Source organism: Chitinophaga rhizophila, assembly GCF_019492185.1.
GTDB lineage: Bacteria > Bacteroidota > Bacteroidia > Chitinophagales > Chitinophagaceae > Chitinophaga > Chitinophaga rhizophila.
On the sequence record NZ_JAICCF010000002.1, the window covers coordinates 529573 to 555849 of the forward strand.

Consider the following 26277-nt stretch of genomic DNA (forward strand, 5'->3'; position numbering starts at 1 on the left):
AATAGCATTACTTATTCTCTTATTTTTGCACACTTATATAAATGATATATCGCTAGCATGGAACTTTCTAAAAATTATACCCCTGCTGCTGTTGAAGGCAAGTGGTACCAGCACTGGATGGACAAAGGTTATTTCCGTAGTAAGCCGGACAACCGTCCTCCCTTTACCATTGTGATCCCTCCTCCTAACGTCACCGGTGTATTGCACATGGGACATACCCTGAACGAGACAGTCCAGGATATCCTCGTGCGCCGGGCCCGTATGAGCGGATACAATACCTGCTGGGTCCCTGGCTCTGACCATGCTTCCATCGCTACCGAGGCAAAAGTGGTGAACATGCTCAAAACCGAAAAAGGTATTGAGAAATCACAGCTGACGCGTGAAGAGTTCCTCAAACATGCTTTTGAATGGAAAGAGAAATACGGAGGCATCATTTATAGCCAGATTAAAAAACTGGGATGCTCCTGCGACTGGGACAGAGTGACATTCACCATGGATGATCACTACTATGAAGCTGTTATTAAGGTATTCGTAGACCTGTATAATAAAGGTTTAATCTATCGTGGAGCCCGTATGATCAACTGGGACCCGAAGGCTAAAACTGCATTGAGCGATGAAGAAGTACAGTACAAAGACCTTACAGGTAAGCTGTACCATGTACAATACGCCATCACCGATTCTGAGAACAATCTTACCGGTGAATCCATCACTATCGCTACCCAGCGTCCGGAAACCATCATGGGTGACACCGCTATCTGCGTTAATCCTGATGACGAACGTTATAAACACCTGACAGGTCATTTTGCTATTGTACCCCTGGTAAACCGCAGAGTGCCTATCATCTTCGATACTTATGTCGATAAAGAATTTGGTACCGGCGCACTGAAAGTAACACCCGCGCATGATATCAATGACTACAACCTGGGTCTGAAACACAACCTGGAAGTAGTAGATACACTGAATGATGACGGTACCCTTAGTGCTGCTGCCGGCGTATTCATTGGAGAAGATCGCTTTAAAGCGCGTAAGAAAGTAGTAGCTGCCCTGGACGAACAAGGCCTGCTGGTGAAAGAAGAAGCATATACTACTCGTCTTGGCTACAGCGAGCGTAACCCTGACACCGTAGTTGAACCACGCATATCTACCCAGTGGTTCGTGAAAATGGCAGAACTGGCAAAGCCCGCTCTCGACGCTGTTGTTGATGGTGATGTGAAAATTCACCCCGGCGACCGCTTCCTTGCTACCTACAAATACTGGATGGAAAATGTAAAAGACTGGTGTATTTCCCGCCAACTTTGGTGGGGACAACAGATCCCGGCATTTTATGCTCCAGACGGCACATTTGAAGTAGCTCCGAATGTGGATGCAGCCATCGCACAGTTCAAAGCCAAAGGATCTACATATACTGCGGCCGACCTCCGTCGAGATGAAGACTGCTTAGATACCTGGTTCTCCTCCTGGCTATGGCCAATGGAAGTATTTAACGGTATCTCCCAGCCTGACAACGAAGAGATCAATTACTACTATCCAACCAATGTACTGGTAACCGGACAAGACATCATCTTCTTCTGGGTTGCCCGTATGATCATGGCCGGATTAGAATATAAGGAAGTTAAGCCTTTCAACGACGTATACTTCACTGGTATGGTGCGTGATAAGGAAGGACGCAAGATGAGTAAACAGCTGGGTAACTCACCCGACCTGCTGGAACTTATCGAGAAGTATGGTGCTGACGCTGTCCGCTTCGGTATTATGATCTCCTCTCCTGCCGGTAACGACCTGCTGTTTGATGAAGCCACCCTGGAACAAGGAAGCAAGTTCTCCAACAAGTTCTGGAATGCCCTCAAACTGGTGAAAATGTGGGAAGCCAATACAGCTCCGGGTAGTCAATCTGCTGACGATAACTTCGCTGTACAATGGTTTGAAAGCAGACTGAATGAAGTAAAAGCCCAGGTAGCTGACCTGTTTAAAGACTTTAAACTGAGCGAAGCACTGAAAGCACTTTATAGCCTCATCTGGGATGACTTCTGTAGCTGGTACCTTGAATGGGTGAAACCTGGCTTTGAGCAACCTTGTGACGCAGGCATCTATCAGAAGACTGTCTATTTCTTTGAAGAGCTGATGCAGCTGCTGCATCCGTTCATGCCTTTCTCTTCTGAAGAAGTATACCAACTGCTGAAGAAACGTGCTGAAGGCGATGACCTGATTATCAGGCAGTATACAGCTCCAGGCGCTACAAACGCAACCATCCTGGCACAAGGTGACCTGCTGAAAGAAGTGATTACCAGCATCCGTGATACACGTAATAAACACCAGATCAAGCCGAAAGAAGAAATAGTACTGCATATCGATACGCTGCAGGAAGACACTTTCAAACAGATCCAGGTGATGCTGTCCAAACAGGTCAATGCAAAGGCTATCAACTATACAAAAGAGCCGGTAGGTGGTTGTATTACTATGGTCGTACAGAAAGACAAGTTCTATCTGGAAACAGAAACTGAACTTGACACCGCTGCCCAGAAACAGGCACTTGAGAAAGATCTGGCTTACCTGCAGGGCTTCCTCTTATCTGTAGATAAGAAGCTGAGCAACGAAAAGTTTGTCCAGAATGCGAAACCTGAGGCTGTAGAGGCAGAGCGAAAGAAGAAAGCCGATGCCGAAGCGAAGATCGCAGCCATTACGGAAAGTTTAAAATCTCTATAATTTTCAATATCGCCCGGACGTTAACTATTCCGGGCGATTGCTTTATATCCCTGTTTATACTATGCGTAAATGTTATCTGATTTCGGGAATCCTGTTACTAATGGCCAGTATACCTGTACTGGCGCAAACCGCCAAACCTAAGAAACCTGCCGTTAAAAAACCTGCAACAACTGCCGGTAATGGTACTAAAACCACTACTACCCGTTTCCGTACCACCTGGGGCATATTCCTCGCCGATACCTTACCTCGTCCGGAGATCATCAAATTACTGGACTCTCCGCTTGTAGTAAGAGACGAGAAGAACATCAAATACCCCGTCGTTTCCTTCCAGTTCACCTATGAGAAAAGAGAAGCTTACCTGAATGATACAACCGGCAAACCTGCCTTTTATACAGAGTTTGTAGGCGATGACTTTAAAGGCGACAGACTGCCTCCTTTCTGGGTAGAACGGATCAAGGAGATGATTGAAAGAAACGAAGTGTTCTACTTCGATAATATCCTGATAAATTATACTGGCGATAAGCTATACAGAGCGCCAAAGATGCGCTTCAACGTTCGCTAATAATTGAACAATTGCTGTAAAGGCAGTGTGAAAGCAAATCTTTGTTTCGCGTTATCAATAGGGTCTCTGTCCAGCAGCCTGCTATAACGTACGCCAAAGGTGAAGGGAATCTCGTTGCCCACTTTTGTATCAAAAAACAACTCTCCCCCTGCTGATCTGTAAGTGGTACTCACCTTTGTGATGAAGTTATAGGCTCTGCTATAGTCAAAAAAGACATTCCCCCTGATACGCATAAAGTACAATATCTGCGCAAATCCCCAGTCAGGATATGCTATAGGGAAGTGGTAGTTGGCACCGGCCTTATAGATATGCTCATAGAATGGCTCATTGTACCCCCGGGCATAAGCGAAATTATCCGTGAAGGAGTAATTACGCGAGGTGTCCCGCTGTTGCCAGGCCCCCTGCAATACCAGGCTATGTGACGGCATGATTCCCGGAAGGTACAGATCCATCCTGGCATATAACTGCTCAGCAAAAAGATTCGTCAGCGACCGGTTATACTGCAACGCAATATATTGTCCGAAGTGAGAGTATATATGCTGCCTGGCCCGGATACGCTGATTATTGAATACCAGCGTATTACCGATGTATTGCATACTCGGATTTACAAACCGGAATGCTCCCTGCGGATACCTCTCCAGGTAGTGATACATCGAAGATAACGACAAACTGCGGCTGTATAACCCAGCAGAAAGATTCAGCGGGATCGTGAAGCCTGCATGTATATCCATCTCCTTCCAATACAACCGCCCTTTCCCGGAAAAATAATCAGAACGGTTAAAGGTATACTTCCCTCCTGCCTGCAAATACGGAAACCAGGCTCCATAGATGAAATCTCCTGTAAAACCGGAACTTCCCTCATTACGGTTATAGGTATATCCAAGAGAGGTTGAGGCTGTATTCAGGACGTTATCTCCATATAGGGTAACACTGAAATTCGGATCGTCAAATGCCGGCAGCCAGCTATGAAAGTTAAACAAGCGGGCACTTTTAGCATACTTCTCTACCTTATACACCTCATCCGGCGCTTTGCTGAGTATATCACCACCCTCTTGAAACTCGGGTTGCAGCCAGGCACTATGGTAGTTCCGGGCGGTGTCTACTGATTGCCACTCTTTTGGTGTCAGCGGTGTAGCGTATAAGGCATACCCCTGTGCACCGAAGGCACTGTAGATGACCTGCTGGGAACTATTATCGACCGCGGCATGCAATACGCCATTGGAATGCGCCGTGACCTGCCATATCTTCCTGTCAGACATTGTCAGCGCATAGATGTTATCCACATCTTTATAAGCGGCTGTATAATAAACTGTATCCTGGCTTACAATAGGAATACCCAATACGGTGAAGGTAAACGGAGTAAGCTGCTCCCGATCACCGGTTGTCAGCGACTGGCGCACCATTGCCATCTCCCCTTTGTTATTACGCACGTTACTGATCACCCATTGCCCATCCGAAGAGAATTTAGGATAAGTGTAATACCAGTTATCCGGGTTCGGCAGGGAATCTGTTACAGCACCGGTCTGCGCATCCAGCAACTGCAGACTATACCGCTGGGAAGGCAATGTTGATACTACAACAAGCTTTTTTCCATCCGCAGAGATATCCGGAGAGAAATAACGCGTAGTATGAGTCACGGTGCTTGTCCGCCCTGTGGATAGATCATGTATCTTGACTACTGAGTAGTCTTTCCAGGACCAACGGGGATGAAAGCGGGCTTCAGTCCACACAAGCTTTCCATTATTGTAACTGAAATAATCATCAAAGTTTATCCCGGGACGGGTCAGTAGTTGCTGCTTTCCTGTGCTGTCAAGCAGGTAGAAGCCTGCCAGGCGATCATATGAGTTTTTGTATACCACCCACTCTCCAGGCTTCACCGGATATATGTATTTGTAGTTGGTTACCGTACGGGGTGAGGCCATCATGGCTTTCCCAGGAGTACTGTTTGTAACGGCATAGTCATTCCAGCGAGGCTGGTATTCTTTCAGCATTGCATGATAGAAGCCGGTGACATTGTTGCCTGTGCGCTTCTTCAGACTGCGTGAGAGCGGATAGAACAATCCACGGTAACGCACCGCATCTGTAGTTACATCCTTCCAGAAAGTCCGGCCATAATGCTCGCGGCCGTATACATTCATCAGGTATCCTAACGGGTAATGATTAGGGGTAAAATCCACATAAGATCCATTCCTGATCTTCATATAGCTGTAATTCCTGTTCTCAAGGGATAGTGCCCTGAAGCCATCAAAGAACGCAGGTAGTCTACCCCTACCCTGTTCGCTAAGCGCTGTCTCCATAGTGACTGCGTCTCCTTCCCAGAACCAGTTAGGTACTGCTGTACTGGCAAATCCTGCAAGTCCCAACTCTCCGAGAACGTAATAAGCTACTCCGGTGAGGCCCTGATTGAAATTACGGTACTGCAGTATGTGGCGGTATTCATGCACTGTCAGCTGGTCTTCCCATTGCAGGGAGCCAAGATCTGCGGAAGCAGGCGGAGGTGTCAGATAAAACTCAGACCGGAACGGGCCCATGGCAACATATCCATTTGACTCCAGCGTCTGGTTCTGCAATACGATACTGACCTTTTTCGTACGATCTCCTATAGAAGACCGGGTATACCTGTCAATATAATGAAGCAGGTTAGCTACCCGTTGGCCCTGTTGCTCCAGGCCGACAGGAAAGATAACACGGGCTGTATCTGTATTGATCTGCCGCCATTTAACAGACGGTGGATTGCCACCAAAGGATTGTGCCATTGCGGCAATGGGGAGGAAGAATAGTAAAAGGGATGAGATGAATTTCATATCAATTGCAGGGTGTAGAGCAAGATACGGAGGAAAATCAGGAATCAGGAATAAGAATTAAGAATCAGGGGAATAGTCTGGCTGAGGCTTTGGGGGAATAGATGAGATATATTAACCGGTAGCAGGTTACGGAACATCAGCTTTGCAGTCAGCACTGCATGTTGTCCAGAAAGACGAAGAAATATGGGTAAATAGTGACTGGTAAACAGGTCTTTGCAAATCCGGAGTTGAAAACGGCGTTGCTGCATGCATTCAATACCTCATCAGCGACAATAAATGCTGGTAAACTGATTTCGGAACTGCTGATACTCCGTCAGGGTACCTGGCTACTAATCAGGAATGAGCTAAATGAATAAAGCAACAACGCCATCAGAAATGATAACTTTTAGAGGAGCAAGCAGGCTGTCTTGGTTACCTGTGCCCTGATTGCTATAGCTAACATTCTGGAAGACTGATAGGAATGTTAACTGCCAATCCGCCGTCAGATGTTTCCTTATACTTGCTATTCATATCCAATGCTGTATCCCACATGGTTTTAACTACTGCGTCCAGCGATACTTTTGCCAGTTCAGGGTTGCTTTGCAGTGCTAGCTGAGAGGCGGTGATAGCCTTGATAGCGCCCATGGTATTTCTTTCGATGCAGGGTACCTGAACCAGCCCGCCGATAGGATCGCAGGTTAATCCGAGGTGGTGCTCCATAGCTATTTCGGCAGCCATAAGCACCTGACGCTGGGAACCTCCGAGGCACTCAGTTAGTGCAGCTGCCGCCATGGCGGAGGATACTCCGATTTCAGCCTGACAGCCTCCCATTGCAGCAGAGATAGTTGACCGTTTTTTGAAGATACTACCTATCTCAGAGGCGGTCAGCATAAACTGCATGATCTTGTCATTATTGTAGCCATCACAGAAGGTGATGAAGTATTGTAGTACAGCAGGTATTACGCCGGCAGCACCATTGGTCGGCGCAGTCACAACACGGCCGAAAGAGGCATTCTCTTCATTCACGGCCAGGGCGAAACAGCTAACCCAGTCAAGCGTATATGCGAAGTGGTTCCCTCCTTCTCTGATAGCAACTATCCAGGATTCGTAGTCGGAGTAAGTACGGCCTTTCAATAATTTCTTATTCAGTGCAGCAGCGCGTCTGGCCACTTTCAATCCACCGGGAAGTTCTCCTGCTGTATGTGAACCTCTGTAGATACACTCTTTCATCACGCGCCAGATATTCATAATACCTGCTTTCGTTTCCGCTTCAGGTCTCCAGGCATGTTCATTTTCCATAACCAGTTCGGAGATGGAGTAACCGGTTTTGATACACCATTGTAACAACTGACGTGCAGTGTCAATAGGGAATGGCAGATCAACCTGTGCTGCGCCGCCGCCCTGTGCTTCACCTTCTTTCACAACAAATCCGCCACCGATAGAATAATAGGTGGCAGCCTGTTGCTCGCCGTCGTTGAAGGTGACCAGGAAGGTCAGTGCATTGGGATGGTATGGGAGTGATTCATCAAACAGAAAGGAGATATCCTGCAACGGATCGAAAGGTACCTGGTGACTACCGCCAATCATCATTACTTTATTCCTGCGGATATCATCCATCTTACTATTGATCTGGTTGACATCGAAGGTTACAGGGTCATCTCCGCAGAGACCTAACTGTACCGCAATATCAGTACCGTGGCCGTGGCCGGTTTTTGCCAGTGATCCATAGAGTAAGACACTGACGTGCTCAATAGTTTCGAGCTTTCTGCCTGAAGCCTGCACTTCGCGCAGGAACTGCAAGGCAGCCCGCCATGGGCCTAACGTGTGTGAACTTGAAGGACCAACGCCTATCTTGAAAATATCAAATACAGAGATGCATTCGTGTGCCACGACTTAGAATTTGGACAAATGTAAGGGAATAGTAGGTAGGAATAATGAATTAGCGATTAGGTGCTTCAGCGATAAAACTACCAGGACTGTCCGTGATAATATCAGGGTATAAACTACGGTTAAATGCGCTGGCCGGAGAACGCTTTTTTGCAGCAACCACGGGTGTATTATACAACAATGGTAATCATGGGGTAACTAATAAATGAGGATTTACCACAGCTACCACAGGTGTATCATACGCCAACTCTATTGTTAAGCAATACCTCTGACACCGATAGTATAAAGTAGTGACAGGAGGCAGCTACATCAGAAAAGGCCTGTCTGTTACCAGCGCAGGCCCTTTCTCAGTGTAAGTACAATATTGATTTATAACCCAGTACATCCGGCAGTGCGCAGCAAAGAGGATCAATCTCTTGCAAGCGCTGCTGGCAGGTCCTTCCTTACCGGTTACGAAGCGTTTATTGTGGGTTGGTCAGATCTACCAGCTCGATATCGAATATCAGCGGAGAATTGGCCGGAATACGTGTTTGCGCCTGACGGCCGTAACCGTAGTAGGATGGCAAGTAAACCCTGATCTTACCACCTTTGGTTATTTTGGTAAGAGCGAACTGCCATCCCAGGATAACGTCACCAGCGGCAAATTCACGCGGAGTAACTGTAGTTGAGTCGAATACAACGTCAGACAATAATTTACCGATATACAGGGTCTTTACTTTCGTACTTCTGTATTTAACGGTGTCTTTCCCATTGCCTGGAACGGAGATGTTATAGAAAATACCGGTAGCGGTATCCTGGATGGCGGTCAGGGTATTAGCTTTCAGATAAGCCTTAATTGAATCGACGTCTCTGTTAAACTGAGGTACCGGATCGTAGGTCTCTCCATCATCTTTGCTACAAGCTGCAAAAACTACCATCATCAGTGCTGCTCCGATCAGGAACAAGTTTCTCATGCTTAATTTTCTCATGAAATGCTCGGATTTATAATTGAACTTATTAATTACGAAATGATTATTTAAAGTCTACCAGTTCCATGTCGCATACAAGAACGGAATTGGCAGGTATAATATTACCTACGGCAACATTGCCGAAGCCTAGGGGAGAGGGTATAATCAGAAAGATCTTCCCACCTTTCCCAATTTTCCGTAGGCCTACCTGCCAGCCCATGATATGATCTTTCAGGGGGCGGCCGTCAAAGTCGGTACTACCGAAGGAAGCATCCAGGATAGAGTCTTTCAGGTTACGACGGGTATAGGTAATCGTTGGTATAGAGTTAAGCGTCATGAAAGCGCCTGGATCACCTGGCTTTTCAATCTTATAATAGATACCGCTGAAGTCCTGGATCAGTTCAAGGTTGTTATCAGCCATATACTTACGGATAGCAGAATCCTGCTCCTGCATAATCCGGTTACCGATAACCGGGTAGTCAGCAGCAGTATCATCACTTTTTGAACAACTGGTGATCACAAAAAGTGAAAATAAGAGATAAAAGGTGGCGCGTAGAGATAAGTTCATATATCTATAACGAAGAAAAAGCAGGTAAAGTTACACCTGGCGGGTAAAAAAGGAAAGGGTATCCTGTTACCAGGACACCCTTTTCAACTATATTTTTGGATACTAAATTAGTAGTCCATACCCATACCGTGACCACCGTGAGGGGCAGGTGCAGCGGATTTAGGCTCTGGTTTGTCAGCGATCACACACTCAGTGGTCAACAGCATACCTGCGATAGAGGAAGCGTTTTCCAGTGCGATACGTGTAACTTTAGCCGGGTCGATAACACCAGCAGCCAGCAGGTTTTCGTATACTTCAGTACGAGCGTTGAAGCCGAAATCAGCTTTACCTTCTTTTACTTTCTGTACTACGATAGAACCTTCGATACCGGCGTTAGCGGTGATCTGACGCAGTGGCTCTTCGATAGCGCGTTTAACGATAGCGATACCAGTTGTTTCGTCAACGTTTTCACCCTGCAGGTTTTCCAGGCTTTCGATAGCGCGGATATAAGCCACACCACCACCTGGTACGATACCTTCTTCTACAGCAGCGCGGGTAGCGTGCAGTGCATCGTCAACGCGATCTTTCTTCTCTTTCATTTCTACTTCAGTAGCAGCACCTACGTACAGTACAGCCACACCACCGCTCAGCTTAGCAAGACGTTCCTGCAGTTTTTCGCGATCGTAGTCAGAAGTAGTTACTTCGATCTGTGCTTTGATCTGGTTGATACGAGCCTGAATGTTTTCTTTCTCGCCTCTGCCACCAACAACAGTTGTGTTGTCTTTATCAATAGTTACGGATTCTGCGCGACCGAGGTAGCTCAGGTCTGCATTTTCCAGTTTGTAACCTTGTTCTTCGCTGATAACAACGCCACCTGTGAGGGTTGCGATATCCTGCAGCATTTCTTTTCTTCTGTCACCGAAACCTGGCGCTTTAACAGCAGCCACTTTCAGCTGACCACGCAGTTTGTTAACAACCAGGGTTGCCAGTGCTTCACCTTCCAGATCTTCAGAGATGATCAGCAGCTGCTGTCCGTTCTGAACAATTTTCTCGAGGATGTGCAGGATATCCTTCAGGGTGCTGATCTTCTTATCGTAGATTAGGATATAAGGGTTCTGCAGTTCAGCGTGCATTTTTTCGCTGTTGGTGATGAAGTACGGGGACAGGTAACCGCGATCGAACTGCATACCTTCTACTACTTCAACTGTAGTATCAGTACCTTTCGCTTCTTCAACGGTGATAACGCCGTCTTTGGTTACTTTATTCATCGCTTCAGCGATCAGTTTACCGATCTCAGCGTCGTTGTTAGCAGAGATAGCAGCAACCTGTTCGATCTTTTTGTTGTCGTTACCAACTTTCTCAGCCTGTTTGCTCAGGTTTTCGATGATCGCTTTAACAGCTTTATCGATACCACGTTTCAGGTCCATCGGGTTAGCACCGGCAGCAACGTTTTTCAGGCCTTCGCCGATGATAGACTGTGCCAGAACGGTAGCGGTAGTAGTACCGTCACCAGCGATGTCAGCGGTTTTGGAAGCAACTTCCTTCACCATCTGTGCACCCATATTTTCAATTGGATCTTCCAGTTCGATTTCTTTGGCAACGCTTACACCATCCTTAGTTAAAGAAGGAGCGCCGAATTTTTTCTCGATAACTACGTTACGACCTTTAGGACCCAGGGTTACTTTCACTGCATCTGCCAGGGTGTCAACGCCTTTCTTCATCTTGTTGCGGGCGTCTGTGCTAAAAAATATCTGTTTTGCCATGATAGCTTAATGTTTTTCTGTTGAGTGTTTTGGATTAGTCTGTCAAAATCAACGGCGTTGCTTAAACGATCGCTAAGATGTCAGATTCACGCATGATTAAGTAATCGCCACCTTCAATGCTGATTTCAGTACCGGAGTATTTACCATACAGTACGGTATCACCAACCTTTACAGTCACCGGCTCATCTTTCTTACCAGGACCGGCTGCTACTACAGTACCTCTCTGTGGTTTTTCTTTTGCGGTATCAGGGATGATGATACCACCAGCGGTTTTCTCTTCTGCGGCTGCGGGTTTCACGATCACCCTGTCAGCTAAGGGTTTAATACTTAAATCTTGTGCCATATAATTATACTTTTTAAAAAGGTAAGATGAAGATTTATTGTGCTCTTGGCACTTCGATAATTGTGCCAAGGCGTTTTTCTGGTCAAATTTTCAGTCATTGAAGGTAGTCATATTACCGGCACTGACAAAAATGCCATTTTTTCAGAAAAAACCTGACAAAATCAATGTGCCAACACCGGATTCACTGCCTCGCTGACGGGTACCCCCTGCCGGCTATTACTTCTTCGTCGCGTCTTCGTCCGGTCTTCGTCCCTTGTTCGTCGCTTGGAGGTCGCTACAAGCTCCCTTGTTCTACCCTTGTTCGTCCGGATATATTTCCTCCGGTTACCAGTTAATAGCCCTCGTCTGCCTATCCGCCATATTACTTTCCCCTCTTTTATACATTCCCTTCAGGGCAGGCTGTCAGTACCTGTATACTGGTACGAGTATAACAGGGACCGGAAGCTTTAGATATTTGTCCAAAACATTATTAATAACTGATTATCAGCATAATAACCCCTTATCTACCCTGCTCTGCCGGCCTAATTCTTAATTGCCATCGCCTAATTGACCATTTTTACATAGCTTTGCGCCCTCATACAGTTCTTGATTATAAGATGATTAGCAGAAGAAATATCCGGGTGAAGGTCATGCAGACCCTTTATGCACTGGAAACGATGGAACCGGGTGCCATTAAGCCGGGCACGGCTACCAGTTTACTGAACGAGAAGCTGGACCAGACGAGTCAGATCTTTACATACGTATTACACTGCCTGACACAGGTAGCCCAGTATGCAGAAATCGACGCGCAGACCCGTGCATCGAAACACCTTCCCTCCGCAGCAGACCTGCAGGTGAACACCAAAATTGCAGGCAACGAATTCATTTTCCAGATAATCAATGACAAAGGTTTTCAGGTAAACCTGGAACAATGGAAACTCAGGCATCTTCCTGAACAGGACCTGATGCGTAAACTGTACAATACGCTTGTAGCCACTGACATTTACCAGCAATATATCCAGGAACCTTCCCGCACCAGAGCCGGAGAGAAAGAGATCATGGAATATGTCTATAAAGAGATCCTGACTAAAAACGAGCTGTTCCTCCAACATATGGAAGATTCCTTCCTGCACTGGGGCGACGATGCTGAAATGATGGACCTCCTGGTAGCTAACTATATGCACAAGCCGCACCTGTTCAACTTCCTCCAGCTGATCAGCAAAGAGAAACTGGAATACGCACGCGAACTGCTGCTGACAGTACTTGATAAAAAAGAGTATTGCCTGGAACTGATCAAGCCAAAATTACAGAACTGGGATCCTGAACGTATTGCCGCAGTGGATATGTTACTGATGGAAATGGGTGTGTGTGAATTTCTGTATTTCCCAACCATCCCTACCAAGGTGACTATCAATGAATACATTGATCTGGCAAAAGCTTATAGTACGCCACAGAGTGGTCAGTTTGTGAACGGTATCCTGGATAATATCCTGAAAGACCTGGATCAGGCGAATATGATAAAGAAGGTAGACCGTACAAAAAAATAGCTATTTTTGGGTCGAACCCGATACTATTATGAAAAAGATATTCTTTTATATGCTTGCAGGCAGCCTACTGACCGCCGCATGCAACAGTTCAGACGCCGGCAAACAGGCAGGACAGGAGACTTCTGCTACAGCCGCGGCAGATAGTACAAAAGGTACGCCTGTAATGACCTTCGATGAGATGGCGCACAACTTTGGCAATATCACTGAAGGCGAAAGAGTGGAATATTCTTTCAAATTCACGAATACCGGAAACGGTGACCTACTGATAACAGATGCAACTTCCAGCTGCGGTTGCACTGTACCTGAATGGCCTAAAGAACCAATCAAACCGGGTAAGACCAGCTATATGAAAGTAGTATTCAACAGTGCAGGGAAGGAAGGATATACAGAAAAGGAAATCATTATCCGGGCTAATACAAAGCCTGAAACAGTACAGGGACCAAAAATCCAGTGTACGATAATGAAGCAGAAGACATAACAACTTAAAACAACAAAATACAACTTAATACGATGTACACTAACATGCTGAACGTTCTACTGATGGGTGGTGGTGCAGCTGGTGCTCAAGGTGGCGCTGGCTTCCAATTCATATTTATCGGGGGTATGATCCTGGTAATGTGGTTATTCATGATCCGCCCTCAGACCAAGAAAGCAAAAATGCAGAAAGACTTTATCAGCAATCTGCGTGAAGGCGATAAAATCGTAACTATTGCAGGTATCCACGGCAAAGTGAAAAAGATCAACGATAATAATACATTGCAGATCGAAGTTAGCCCTGGTACATACTTTACTGTTGAGCGTTCCGCTATCAGCATGGAGTATACTACAGCACAACAGAAAGCTACTGAAACTGCAGCTAAATAATTGCTGTCTTAAGATAGTAAGTCCCAAATTCCCTCGTGGAGTTTGGGATTTTTTTTGGAATTTGCCGGTATGTTGAAAATAGGTATCACAGGCGGTATAGGCTCAGGTAAAAGTACAGTCGCAAAGATATTTGCACTGCTCGGCGTTCCGGTGTATTATGCAGATGATGCTGCGAAGACTATCATGCAGACCGACGCTCTGCTGATAGAACAGGTGAAGGAACACTTCGGTGAGCAGATGTATGACGCACACAATGTATTGGACAGAGCCGCTCTTGGCAAGATTGTCTTTAATGATAAAGATAAACTCGAGCTGCTGAACTCACTCGTTCACCCCGCTACCATCCGCCATAGTGATGAGTGGGCCGACCGCCAGACGGCTCCTTACGTACTGAAAGAAGCAGCCCTGTTGTTTGAATCAGGCTCTTTTCAATTCCTGGATAAATGTATTGGTGTATCCGCTCCTCAGCCCCTGCGTATTCACCGTGTCATGAAGCGCGATAACATCGGCCGCGCAGATGTACTGGCCAGAATGTACAAACAGATTGATGATAATATCAAAATGAAACTGTGCGACTATGTGATCCGTAACGATGAACAGGAAATGGTCATCCCCCAGGTACTCGCACTGCACGAAAAACTGCTGGCACTGGCAGCTTCCAGATAGTACAGTACCGGCCTCCCGATCACTATAACCATTTAGATTGCATGGGTAAAACCATTACACAAAACAGTAACAATAAAAATAAAGTCATACCTGTGCTGCTGCTTGAATTGCAGTCTAATCACCCAGATCCGGTAAAGATCAGTGCAGGCATGCTGAAAGAAGACGCAACAGGACGAACCTGTCAGCGTGTACCACTCAACGACAAAAAATCACTCACTATATTCAATACGCTGCCGGCAGGCGTGCAGCACCTGCTACAACCTTGTACCCAGGAAGCAATGCTATACAAGGAATTACAGCTGAAAGAGAAGTTCCGCGATAACCCTGTCAAAGGACTTACACAACAGCAGTACATCCATGAAGGCATGCAGCAATACCTGTATCATACATTGCAGCAACTACGGCCACTGACGCCTGTGTTACCATGGTACACCATGATCACAGATGACAGCATGCTGCTGCGGCATACGCGTCCGGCAACAGTCAACAATTTCCCACCTATCCTTTCTTTTGAGCTGAAACGTAGCACAACAGGCGCTTTACGGATGATCGCAATTGTGACCATCAATGGCGTCGTGCAACCGCTGACAGATTTTGAACACTATGGTTTTCTGTTGCGTAAAGAAGGAGAACTTTTCATCCTCCCTCCCACTGCCGCCCTTGCCCTGGAACAGTTTCCTGGCGGTATCATGGAAGTACCTGCTGCGGAAGAAGAAGCGTTTCTCCGCGATGTATTGCCTGTCCTCAGTGAACAATATACCGTCAACAAAAGCATCCTGCTGCAAAAAGAGGTGATTGATACAGCGCCGGCATGTAATATCTGGCTGAGCGAACTGAATAAAGCGTTTCTGGTACTGACGCCTCAATGGCAGTATGGCGACTTTACTATCGAAGACAGCAGCGAACCGGTTGTGCTGAAAACGGTGGGAGATATACAATATGAGATCAGGCGGGACATTGGGGCAGAGAAGGACATGATTGCTTTCATCCGTGGCTTGCATGCCCGCTTTGCACAACAACGTAACGGCTATTTCTACCTGCCTTTTGCTGATGCAGAGAAAAGCCAGTGGCTGGTGAAATGTTACCGCAAACTTACTGATAAAAACATTGGCGTATATGGCATGGATCAACTCCGCCATTTCCGCTATAATACACATGTGCCGGTGATGGAAGTACGCTGGCACAGCGATGACAAAGATTCTTTCGACCTTCAGATACATGTGCAATACGGCGATATTCCTGTTCCGCTGACTGACATACAGAAAGCATTGCAGCACCGGCAGCCACACCTGCTATTAAAAGACGGTACCATCGGTGTGATACCAGATGAATGGTTGCAAAGACATGACCTGTTATGGAAACTGGGGCAGGTAAACAAGGACCGTCTGAGACTATCGCGCCTGCATTTCACGGTTGCCCAGGAAGTGCTGGAGAAGCAGGAAATGCCGGTGCAGGAAATGACGATGGATAAACTACGGCATCTGCAGGCACATGCCGGCGGACAGTTCCCTGTGCCTGCCACCATCAATGCTACCTTAAGAAATTATCAGCAGGCAGGCTTTGAGTGGATGTGCCTGTTGGATGCCATGCGCTGGGGTGGATGCCTGGCAGATGATATGGGTCTTGGTAAAACACTGCAGACCATCACATTCCTGCAACACCTTTGCGAGCGATATCCGGGAGAAACACATCTGGTGGTATGTCCTACCTCCCTCATTTACAACTGGGAAGCTGAATTGCAGAAATTTGCCCCCGGTCTGCGGTACATAGTGTACCATGGCAGTAACAGACAATATGACGCAGCTGCATGGAAACAATATCAGCTGGTTATCACCAGTTATGGAACTGTACGTAGTGATACAGCGATTTTTAATCATCATGTGTTCGGCTATGTGGTACTGGATGAAAGCCAGGTTATCAAGAATCCATCTTCACAGACTACCAAAGCGCTGCAGGTGTTGCAATGCAGGAACAGACTGATATTGAGTGGTACGCCCATTCAGAATAATACGATGGATCTGTATGCGCAGATGAACTTTGCCAATCCGGGATTGTTGGGTAGTCAGGCATTTTTCAAGTCGGAATTTGCCATGCCGATAGATAAATATGCAGATGCTGAAAAGGCGAGTCGTTTAAGGAGATTGATATATCCTTTTCTACTCCGGCGCACAAAAGAACAAATTGCACAGGATTTGCCAGATAAAACCGAGATTATCATGTGGTGCGAGATGGGAGAAGAACAGCGGAAAGCATACGACCGGACCCGCGATCTTTACAAAGAGAAGGTATTACAGCGTATCAATGAGCAAGGCATTGCCGCCAGTACCATCTACGTACTGGAAGGTCTGACCAGATTAAGGCAGATCTGTAATGCGCCGCAGCTGGTGGAGCAGGAAGCACATGTAAACAGTTCTGTGAAGCTGGATGAGCTGATGCGCGAGATCAGTGAGAATACCGGTACACATAAGGTGCTGGTGTTTTCTCAGTTCACAGGTATGTTGCAGCTGATTGCCAGATCTATGGAAACAGAAGGCCTACCCTTCCTTTACCTGGATGGAGGCACTAAGGCCGAAACCCGCCAGGAGCTGGTGAAACAGTTTCAGGAAGACGAAAAAGTGAGGGTATTTCTGATCAGTCTTAAAGCGGGCGGTGTAGGACTGACGCTGACAGCAGCGGACTATGTCTACCTGGTAGATCCATGGTGGAACCCGGCAGCAGAGCAGCAGGCCATTGACCGTACGCATCGTATCGGGCAACAGAACAAGGTTTTTGCGTATAAGATGATCTGTAAAGACACGGTGGAGGAGAAAATCCTTGCTTTACAGGAAAGGAAGAAGATGATTGCAGATGATCTTATCAGCGAGGATACGGGCTTTGTAAAGAAGCTGACAGCAGATGATGTCGCGTTTTTATTCAGTTAACAGTGAACAGATAGCCTGGTGAAAGCAGCGACATCAGGCCTATCATATACATATCATTTCGGGGATCGGGGCATTTGTTGTACTATATCCGGAACTGTTCCGGCCGTTAGGTTTGCCCTTATAGAGTAAATTTTGAATATTTGCGTCATGTTAAAGATCTACAAACTACCTGTTATTGCATTATTGGTAAGTCTGATGGCATTTCCCTCAGCCACAGTTTTCGCCCAGACCCAGCGGATGCCGGAAGGATTTGACATCCACAAAGGAGTTAATATCAGCCATTGGCTTTCACAATCCGGCGGCCGGAAAGGTATTGCTCAGGCAGATTACATTACTGAAAAAGACATAGCCCTGTTGGCAGAAAAGGGGTTTGATCATATCCGCATCCCGGTAGAGGAAGCTGAGTTGTGGGATTACAAAGACGAGAAGTATAAAGAAGCTTTCAATCTGTTGCACCGGGCAATTGTATGGTGTAAACAGTACCATATGCGGGCGATAGTAGATATGCACATTCTCCGGAGCCATCATTTTGATGGAAAGAACAACAGGCTATGGGGAGAGTCAGCGTCCCAGGAACGTTTCCTGCAATGCTGGCGTGAGCTGAGTGCAGAACTAAAGAAATATCCTACTAACCTGGTAGCTTACGAGCTATTGAATGAACCGGTTGCAGACAGCGCAGCGCAATGGAATGAGCTGCTTGGAAAAGGTGTTGCCCTGATCAGGGAACTGGAGCCGAGGCGGGTGATTGTTGTGGGCAGCAACCGTTATCAATCTGTTGCTAGTTTTCCGTTACTGAAAGTACCAACGGATGACAAGCGACTGATCCTGAGCTTTCACTATTATAGTCCTTTCTTTTTTACCCATTACAAAGCTGGCTGGACGCCGCATAAAGATTTCGGCGGAGCAGTACAATACCCTGGGCCTACCATTACCAAGAAGGAATTGGCCAAGGAACCCGCTACTATACGGAATCTGTTGGCTGGCAGTACAGATGAATACAATGAAGACGTTATCCGTCAACAGGTAATGACAGCAGTTAAGGTAGCGCAAAAGATGAAGTTACCACTCTACTGCGGAGAGTGGGGCTGTCTGAACACTGTACCAAGAAAGGATAGGCTGCGCTGGTACAGAGATGTAAGGAAAGTGCTGGAAGACAATAATATTGCCTGGTCTGTATGGGATTATAAGGGCAGTTTTGGGATAGTGGATGATAAGGGAGACATGGACGACAAACTGGTAAAAACGCTAGTGAGATAGATGCCTTGGGAAGATATCACCAACAATACATGTTTCTGAAGGTAGGAGATTACATCATCGGGAATGGGCGTTTAGGAGACTGACGATATTTGCAGTCGGTGCAGCGAAAAGGAAGGTCCGCTCAAAGGGTCAGGAGATCAGTGCAGATGTTGTGATTGCAGCAGGCGACGCAGAAACGGAAAGGAAAGCTTAAACCAGGGATATTGTAAAGGGTGCTTCGGTGGAAGCGCCCTTTTTTTGTGTCGTTTCTTATGGACGGCCCGGCAAGATGGAGTGATGGAGGAAGGCATTCCGGGAAGGGAAGCAGCGCAGCCAGGGATAGCATATCTGCTTTGTCTGCCGATTCCGGAGATGCGCAGTACATATACAGCTGACTCCATTTATAGTTTGGCTTATTTGCCGGCATATCGGCAGGAGATAGAAAGCAGGCAGCAGATCTGTGTTGCACCAGGCAGAAACAGGTCTATATAGAAATGTAGAACCGCCTGAGCAAATAGAGGCAGATATGGGAGATATCATTAGCTGATACTGGTCAGGCGATATACACCATAGATATGAAGGCGCCAAGTTCCTGTGCGGCAGCGGATGTTTGGCGGGATGGGGAATGTTAAATGTGGAGCGGGTTTTATAGTAGGCAGAGGATAAAATGAAAAAGCCCTTCGTTATCCGAAGGGCTCTTCAATATCAAACATTTTAGTTAAACGCTTATTTGCTAGCTGAAGCAGTAGCTTCTTTTACCGGAAGTGCTTCTGTTTCGTTTGCCAGCTGGTTGTTCTTATCGAAGTCAACCAGGATTGGCGCTGCCACGAAGATAGAAGAGTAAGTACCGGTCAGTACACCTATCAGCATTGCGAAGGCGAAACCGCGTGTTACTTCACCACCGAAGATGAACAGGATCAGGATGGTCAGGAACACAGTGAGGGAAGTCATCACGGTACGGCTCAGCGTATCGTTGATAGCTCTGTTGATTACCTCATCTCTGTGAGCACCTTTCATTGAACCTGTACGGAAGTATTCGCGGATACGGTCGAACACGATCACGGTATCGTTCATAGAGAAACCGATAACGGTAAGGATAGCCGCGATGAAGTGCTGGTCAACTTCCAGTGCGAACGGAACGATATCGCGACAGTATGAGAATACTGCCAGGGTTACCATTACGTCATGCAGCAGGGAGAAGAGTGTACCGATAGAGTATTGCCATTTGCTGAAGCGCAGCAGGATATACAGGAAGATTACGATCAGTGACAGTACGGTTGCTTTGATAGCTCCTGCACGTAAGTCATCAGAGATAGTTGGAGATACCGTCTGGGAAGCTACGATGAACCTTGGAGAAGCGAATGCTTCGTAAGTCAGTCCTGGCTCGTAGAATTTCTTCAGACCATTGAACAGTTTCTCTGTTACTTCTCTATCAACAGCTTCGTTTTGTTCTTCGATTTTGTAGTTGGTAGTGATGCTCAACTGGTTGCTGGTACCGATTGTTTTCACGTAAGGCTCTGTACCAAATTCGTGTTCCAGTACATTACGTACTTCATCAGCGCTCATTGGCTTTTCGAAGCGGATAGTGAAGTTACGGCCACCATCGAAATCCACACCGTGACGGAAACCGTGGAAGAAGGAAGATGCACCTAAAGCGATCATGATGAATGATACGATATAAGCGTATTTTCTTTTTCCTACGAAGTCGAAAGCAGCGTGTTTGAATATTTTACGGGAAACCGGAGTAAAGTACTCGAAGTGTCTTTTCTTGTTAGTCCACCAGTCAGTAACGATACGGGAGATCATGATACCACAGAACAGAGACAGCAGCAAGCCGAGGATCTGAGTGGTAGCGAAGCCCAGTACCGGACCAAGACCGAAGTAGAACAGGATGATAGCTGTGAGCAGGGAGGTGATGTGACCATCCAGTACAGGAGCGTAGGAACGTTTGTAACCGTCTTCTACTGCCTGCTGGTAGCTCTTACCACGGCTCAGTTCATCTTTAATACGTTCAAATATGATTACGTTCGTATCCACAGCCATACCGATGGTAAGTACCAGACCCGCGATACCTGGCATTGTCAGCGTAGCGCCGAGGGAAGCAAGGATACCGAAAGTGAACAGCAGGTTCAGGATCAGGGCGATGTTAGCTACCCAACCGGCAGTATTGTAATATACCAGCATCAGTACGAAGATCACACCGAAGGAGATCAGGAAAGATTTTGCACCGGCAGCGATGGATTCAGCACCCAGGGTTGGACCGACGATCTGTTCCTGAACGATTTTAGCAGGAGCAGGCATTTTACCTGATTTCAGGATATTAGCCAGGTCATTTGCTTCTTCCAGGGTAAAGCTACCAGAGATAGAAGAGCGACCACCTGCGATTTCACCTTGGATGGATGGAGCAGAGTAAACGATATTATCCAGTACAACAGCTACGTAGTTGAGGGTAGCCATATTGGTAGGATCAGTAGGAGCCAGTTCACCAGTGAGCTTTTTCCATTCTTTTGCGCCCATAGCGTCCATAGTCATGGAAATTTCCGGACGGCCGCTTTGGTCGTAATCCTGTTTAGCGTCTACTACTCTTTCACCACTCACACGAGGAGCAGGATTGATAGGGTTTATTCTGATAGCATAAACCGGCAGTGGCGCACGTTTATTTTCTTTGTCTTCAGCACCGTACACGAAAGCCAGATCTTTAGGCAGTACGTTTCTTACAGAAGGGATCTGCAGATATTGTCTGAAGGTTGCAGTATCAGAAGGCAGGATGTGACCTACGATCGGGCCGTAAGCAACACCTTGTCTTGGATCATATCTTGGGAAGAAAATGCTGAAGAAAGGCTCAGCTTTTGCAAGCTCAGCTCTGCGTTCTGCATCAGACTTCAGAGAGTCAGCTTTACCTGAAGCGGAGCTATCTTTATTCAGGATAGCGGAGAGGCTACCTGTTGTAGAGGTATCGCCGTCAGCTTTAGCAACAGCAGCAGAATCTTTTTTGGTAGAATCAGCAGCTGCTTTCACAGGGGTAGCGCCTACCGCGGATTTGATAGCGTCATTCATTGGCTGAATAACGTTTGCGATGAAAGATTCATCGTTTTTATAAACTTCGCGGAACTCCAGGTTAGCGCTAGCCTGCAGGTATTTTCTTACACGCTCAGGATTGTCAACGCCGGCCAGCTCAACAGAGATGATACCTTTGTTTTCATCGAGGCTGATAGTTGGAGAAGCAACACCGAATTTATCGATACGTTTCTGCAGTACCAGGTAAGTATTTTTGATGGCTGCGCTTGCCTCACGGCGGATCACATCCAGTACTTTAGCGTTGGTGGTGTTGAAGTCGATGTCTTTCTGGTATGCGTTAGCGAATATCAGAGAGAGACGGCCATTAGGCTGTACTTCTTCATAAGCCTGTCCGAACAATGTTACAAAATCTGACTGACTGGTTTTCTTACGCTGTACAGCGATTTCCAGGGCTTTATTGAAAGCCGCGTCACGGGACTGACCGCTTAATGCACGGATCACATCCTCCACACTAACGTCAAGAACGACGTTCATACCTCCCTGAAGATCAAGTCCCAGGTTCAGCTCTTTTTCTTTGGCTTTGTCATAGGTTACGTACCAAGGAAAACCCGCTATTTCTGTGTTGCTGGTGCTATCCAGAATCCTTTGTCTTCTCTCTTTCACCAGGTCTGCCAGTGAATCCGAGTAAACAGCCTGCAGCTCTTTACTATTTGGATACAGCTGTTCAGCACTTTTAAAAGATTTGCTGATATCACTCTGAGCTTGCGCAGCAACTTTCTTTTCGTAGCTACGTACCAAGAACGTGAACGACAAATAATACACAGAGATAAGGATCAATGCACCGGCAAAAAATCTAACCAGTCCTTTAAGTTGCATATTGTTTCGGGTTTATAAAAATTTTTTAAGAGTTGCAAAGATAGAATTTAAATTGATATATTAAAGCCGATCAAAGGTAGAAAAGGAAAAAGCTGGAAATAATTGATAGTCAGTTAAATAAACCCTCACTTTTTCGTCAAATCAATCTTCTATTTATGCGCTGGTGTATATTTCTTTGGTTGTTCTTCTTCTTTGCAGGTTGCAATACTAATAAAAATATGGGAACCAAGCATTATCAATCCTCAGACTCTTTTCTTTACACTTTGCTTCAATCCCACGCAGCCAGACTGGGAGCCATTTTTCAGCAGCCACAGGCGTACCGGCTACAGATTATTTATACCAGCATTGACAGGGATGCCCATAACCGGCCATACTTCACCGATTACTACTACCGGGTAGATACTGGTGAATACTTCTACCCTGCCTCCACCGTTAAACTGGCTGCGGCAGCACTAGCGCTGGAAAAGCTGAATGACCTGCGTATTGCGGGTTTAGACCGCCATACGCCAATGTACACCAGCAACCTGGAGGGGATCTCTCCGGCTGTTATGAGTGACAGTAGCGCAGCAGATTACCAGCCTTCCGTTGGGCAATATATTAAAAAAATATTATTAACAAGTGATAATGATGCTTTTAACCGTTTATATGAGTTCATCGGGCAGCAGGCATTCAATACCCAGTTATGGGAACAGGGCTATACCGATGTGCAGATACTGCATCGGGTTGGCGTGACCCGCATTACTCCGGAACAAAACCGGCATACCAACGCCGTTACTTTCAGGAAAGACGGCCAGGTGGTATATGAACAGGCTTCCGCTATCAGCAATCTGGCCTTTTCTCCACGCCATGACCTGATAGGAAAAGCATGGTATAACCCCAGGAACGAACTGGTCAACAGCCCCATGGATGCTTCTCAGAAGAATCGTCTGCCTTTGGTAGACCTCCATAACATACTACGCAGCATAATTTTTCCGGAAGCTGTAACAAAATCACAGCGGTTTCGTTTAAAGGAAGAAGATTACAGGTTTTTACACCATTGTATGTCAGCGCAGCCGGAAGAATCGACCTTTCCCCGTTACAATACCACGGAATTTCACCACAACTATGTGAAATTTTTGCTATTTGGGGGAGTACAACGTAACAGACCTACTGCAGACGTGCGTAGCTTCAATAAACCCGGATGGGCATACGGCTTTCTTACAGATGCAGCCTACATAGCAGACTTCACACATCATGTGGAATTTATGCTGTCAGCCACTGTATATGTAAATAACGACGGGATATTAAACGACAGACATTATCAGTTTGAAGAAACAGGTAAGCCATTTCTGAGAGCACTGGGAGAAATAATATATGAGTATGAACTGCTGCGAACCAGGAAGTATACTCCGGACCTGTCCAAATTCAGGTTCGATTACACCAAAATTGAATGACCTTTTATAACATACAATTGCACTAAAAGATAGCACAATGACAATTACAAAAATTCGCGTGTGGGCAATGCTCGCCCTTGTGATCGTGGCGACAGCTTTTACTTCCTGTCTGAAAACTGATAATCCTACTCCTCAGCGTCCACAGGCTGGCTTTGGCGTAATCAATGCCATCCTGACCAACAGACAAATGGACTTCTATGACCAGGGACAGAAAGTAAATACAAATCCAATTAATACCAGTTCTCTGCTGGTTCCATATGTAGTATATGGTGGTGTGCATATCTTTGCTTTCAAAGCGGTAGGACAAGCTACAGACCTGGCAACAACTACTTACCGTGTTGATTCAATGACTTATAATACCATCATTGCATGGGGCGACTCTACCCAAACCTATATGAGAGCTGTGAAAGATGACTTCACCAGTGCAAAGGATGATAAAGTAAACTTCCGCTTTTTCCACCTGAGCCCAAACATTCCAGCTGTTGACCTATACCTGGATAACCAGAAAGTAGACAGCAATCGTACTTATGTTGGTGGCGGTAACTTTGATTTCACTTTCAAACAGCCTAAAAACTCTATCTACTCCAACAATATCAAAGTAAAGCTGGCCGGTACTGATTCTGTATTGGTAGAAAACACCAGCCCTGCACAGACATTCCAGCCTAACAGGGTATATACTATAGTATTGTCTGGCGACAAGTCGTTTACTGACGTTAGAAAACTGGTGGTAAACAACATGTACAGCCTGTACTAGTCGTTATTTCTCTTTCTCCATATACACTCAGCCGGGGTCAACGTCATAGTTGGCTCCGGCTGCTTTTTTGAAGCAGTGTTTGTCTATACATCTCTTTCTGCCGGAGGGGTTTTCCATTTTTTATACTGGGACACTAGCAAATTTATTGTAGGTTTGTCCCTGTTAACCCTATAAAACTGTTATTGTTTATGAAGCAAATGGAACTCGCCGAAAGGCTGTCGAGGATATCCGAGCCTCAAACGATTAAGATGGCTAAATTAAGCCGTGAGCTGAAAGCCCAGGGTATAGACATTGTAGATCTGAGCATAGGAGAACCTGACTTTGATACACCTGCCCACATCAGGGAGGCTGCGAAAAAAGCGATTGATGATGGCTTTACGCATTATACACCGGTAGCCGGTATTCCCGACCTGCGTCAGGCTGTGATACACAAGCTGAAGCGCGATAACGGATTGGAATATACGCCTGAGCAGATTGTAGTGTCAACAGGCGCTAAGCAGAGCATCGCTAACACTGTATTGAGTGTAATCAATCCCGGTGATGAAGTGATCATTCCTACTCCCTATTGGGTTACCTACTCAGAACTGGTCAAACTTTGCCAGGGAGAAGTAGTATTCGTTCCCTGCAGCATTGAGAATAAGTATAAAATTACGCCAGAGCAGCTGGAAGCAGCTATTACACCGAAAACAAAGCTGTTCATGTTCTCTTCTCCCTGCAATCCTACAGGTTCTGTATATAGCAAAGAAGAGCTGAAAGCGTTGGCCGATGTATTTGCGAAACATCCGCAGATCTATGTTATGGCGGATGAGATCTATGAGTATATTAACTATGTTGGTAAGCACGAAAGTATTGCCCAGTTTGAGGGCATGCAGGAACGCACTATCATTATAAATGGTCTGAGCAAAGGATTTGCTATGACCGGCTGGCGTCTGGGTTACCTTGCGGCCCCAAAAGCGCTGGCGAAAGCGGCTGATAATATCCAGAGTCAGTTTACTTCAGCTACCTGCTCTATCACCCAGAAAGCCGCTGTTGCTGCATTGACAGGTGATCTTACCACGGCGCAGGAAATGGTGACTGAGTTCAAAAAGAGACGTGCTTTCGTATTTGAACAACTTAGCAGCATCCCCGGCCTAAAACTCATTGAGCCAGATGGCGCATTCTATATGTTCCCGGATGTAAGCGCCTTCTTTGGTAAATCTTACGAGGGAAATACTATTAACAATGCGGATGACATGTGTATGTACCTGCTGCATAAGGTGAACGTATCTACCGTAACAGGCGCGGCGTTTGAACAACCAAACTGTATCCGTCTTTCCTATGCAACCTCCATGGCCAAGCTGGAAGAAGGAATGAAAAGGTTAAAAGCAGGATTTGCTCAATTGAGCTAACATTAACTGTATTTTATATAAAAAGGGCTGACCTGTGTTAAGGTCAGCCCTTTTATTTTT

18 protein-coding genes are annotated in these 26277 nt (G+C 46.2%); 11 read left to right on the forward strand and 7 right to left on the reverse strand.

Features of this window, described 5'->3' with window-relative positions; translation table 11 throughout:
* Positions 1–57: 57 nt before the first annotated feature.
* A complete protein-coding gene (locus K1Y79_RS11050) occupies positions 58–2703 on the forward strand; it encodes a valine--tRNA ligase (protein WP_220250077.1) in 2646 nt (881 codons plus the stop codon).
* A 61-nt stretch (positions 2704–2764) separates the two neighbouring features.
* Positions 2765–3265: a hypothetical protein gene (locus K1Y79_RS11055; RefSeq protein WP_220250078.1), complete on the forward strand. Its 501-nt coding sequence runs from the start codon at positions 2765–2767 to the stop codon at positions 3263–3265.
* On the opposite strand, the gene K1Y79_RS11060 is transcribed toward K1Y79_RS11055, so the two are convergent.
* The 6 genes from K1Y79_RS11060 to K1Y79_RS11085 all read right to left on the reverse strand — a co-directional run bounded on the left by K1Y79_RS11060 (position 3262) and on the right by K1Y79_RS11085 (position 11535).
* The gene (locus tag K1Y79_RS11060) at positions 3262–6069 is read right to left on the reverse strand and encodes a TolB-like translocation protein (RefSeq protein ID WP_220250079.1); all 2808 of its coding nucleotides are present in this window, start codon (positions 6067–6069) and stop codon (positions 3262–3264) included. The two genes, K1Y79_RS11055 and K1Y79_RS11060, sit on opposite strands and share 4 nt — an antisense overlap.
* Before the next feature lie 435 nt (positions 6070–6504).
* A complete protein-coding gene (locus K1Y79_RS11065) occupies positions 6505–7938 on the reverse strand; it encodes an L-serine ammonia-lyase (protein ID WP_220250080.1) in 1434 nt (477 codons plus the stop codon).
* Positions 7939–8396: 458 nt separating this feature from the next.
* Complete coding sequence (locus tag K1Y79_RS11070; RefSeq protein ID WP_220250081.1) at positions 8397–8903, reverse strand: FKBP-type peptidyl-prolyl cis-trans isomerase; 507 nt, start codon at positions 8901–8903, stop codon at positions 8397–8399.
* Positions 8904–8946: 43 nt separating this feature from the next.
* The gene (locus K1Y79_RS11075) at positions 8947–9450 is read right to left on the reverse strand and encodes an FKBP-type peptidyl-prolyl cis-trans isomerase (RefSeq protein ID WP_220250082.1); all 504 of its coding nucleotides are present in this window, start codon (positions 9448–9450) and stop codon (positions 8947–8949) included.
* A 107-nt stretch (positions 9451–9557) separates the two neighbouring features.
* Positions 9558–11192 (reverse strand): chaperonin GroEL, encoded by a 1635-nt coding sequence (gene groL, locus K1Y79_RS11080; protein WP_220250083.1) that lies wholly within the window; start codon positions 11190–11192, stop codon positions 9558–9560.
* 61 nt (positions 11193–11253) lie between these two features.
* Positions 11254–11535 (reverse strand): co-chaperone GroES, encoded by a 282-nt coding sequence (locus K1Y79_RS11085; RefSeq protein WP_012793817.1) that lies wholly within the window; start codon positions 11533–11535, stop codon positions 11254–11256.
* Positions 11536–12131: 596 nt separating this feature from the next.
* Between K1Y79_RS11085 and nusB the strand changes: the two genes are divergently transcribed.
* The 6 genes from nusB to K1Y79_RS11115 all read left to right on the forward strand — a co-directional run bounded on the left by nusB (position 12132) and on the right by K1Y79_RS11115 (position 18769).
* A complete protein-coding gene (gene nusB, locus K1Y79_RS11090) occupies positions 12132–13061 on the forward strand; it encodes a transcription antitermination factor NusB (RefSeq protein WP_220250084.1) in 930 nt (309 codons plus the stop codon).
* A gap of 28 nt (positions 13062–13089) precedes the next feature.
* Positions 13090–13539: a DUF1573 domain-containing protein gene (locus K1Y79_RS11095; RefSeq protein ID WP_236059571.1), complete on the forward strand. Its 450-nt coding sequence runs from the start codon at positions 13090–13092 to the stop codon at positions 13537–13539.
* A gap of 44 nt (positions 13540–13583) precedes the next feature.
* On the forward strand, positions 13584–13925 hold the full coding sequence (gene yajC / locus K1Y79_RS11100) for a preprotein translocase subunit YajC (protein WP_236059572.1): 342 nt from the start codon (positions 13584–13586) through the stop codon (positions 13923–13925).
* Positions 13926–13967: 42 nt separating this feature from the next.
* Complete coding sequence (gene coaE, locus K1Y79_RS11105) at positions 13968–14591, forward strand: dephospho-CoA kinase (protein ID WP_236059573.1); 624 nt, start codon at positions 13968–13970, stop codon at positions 14589–14591.
* A 41-nt stretch (positions 14592–14632) separates the two neighbouring features.
* A complete protein-coding gene (locus K1Y79_RS11110; RefSeq protein WP_220250086.1) occupies positions 14633–17512 on the forward strand; it encodes a DEAD/DEAH box helicase in 2880 nt (959 codons plus the stop codon).
* 147 nt (positions 17513–17659) lie between these two features.
* Positions 17660–18769 (forward strand): glycoside hydrolase family 5 protein, encoded by a 1110-nt coding sequence (locus K1Y79_RS11115; protein ID WP_220250087.1) that lies wholly within the window; start codon positions 17660–17662, stop codon positions 18767–18769.
* Positions 18770–19474: 705 nt separating this feature from the next.
* Here the strand turns inward: K1Y79_RS11115 and secDF are convergent.
* Positions 19475–22642 (reverse strand): protein translocase subunit SecDF, encoded by a 3168-nt coding sequence (gene secDF, locus K1Y79_RS11120; protein WP_220250088.1) that lies wholly within the window; start codon positions 22640–22642, stop codon positions 19475–19477.
* A 218-nt stretch (positions 22643–22860) separates the two neighbouring features.
* Between secDF and K1Y79_RS11125 the strand changes: the two genes are divergently transcribed.
* The 3 genes from K1Y79_RS11125 to K1Y79_RS11135 all read left to right on the forward strand — a co-directional run bounded on the left by K1Y79_RS11125 (position 22861) and on the right by K1Y79_RS11135 (position 26217).
* Complete coding sequence (locus K1Y79_RS11125; RefSeq protein ID WP_220250089.1) at positions 22861–24075, forward strand: serine hydrolase; 1215 nt, start codon at positions 22861–22863, stop codon at positions 24073–24075.
* Between the two features lie 37 nt (positions 24076–24112).
* Positions 24113–24829 carry a DUF4397 domain-containing protein gene (locus tag K1Y79_RS11130; RefSeq protein ID WP_220250090.1) on the forward strand — a complete coding sequence of 239 codons (717 nt, stop codon included), beginning with the start codon at positions 24113–24115 and terminating at the stop codon, positions 24827–24829.
* Positions 24830–25017: 188 nt separating this feature from the next.
* Positions 25018–26217 (forward strand): pyridoxal phosphate-dependent aminotransferase, encoded by a 1200-nt coding sequence (locus K1Y79_RS11135; protein WP_220250091.1) that lies wholly within the window; start codon positions 25018–25020, stop codon positions 26215–26217.
* The last annotated feature ends 60 nt before the right edge of the window (positions 26218–26277 follow it).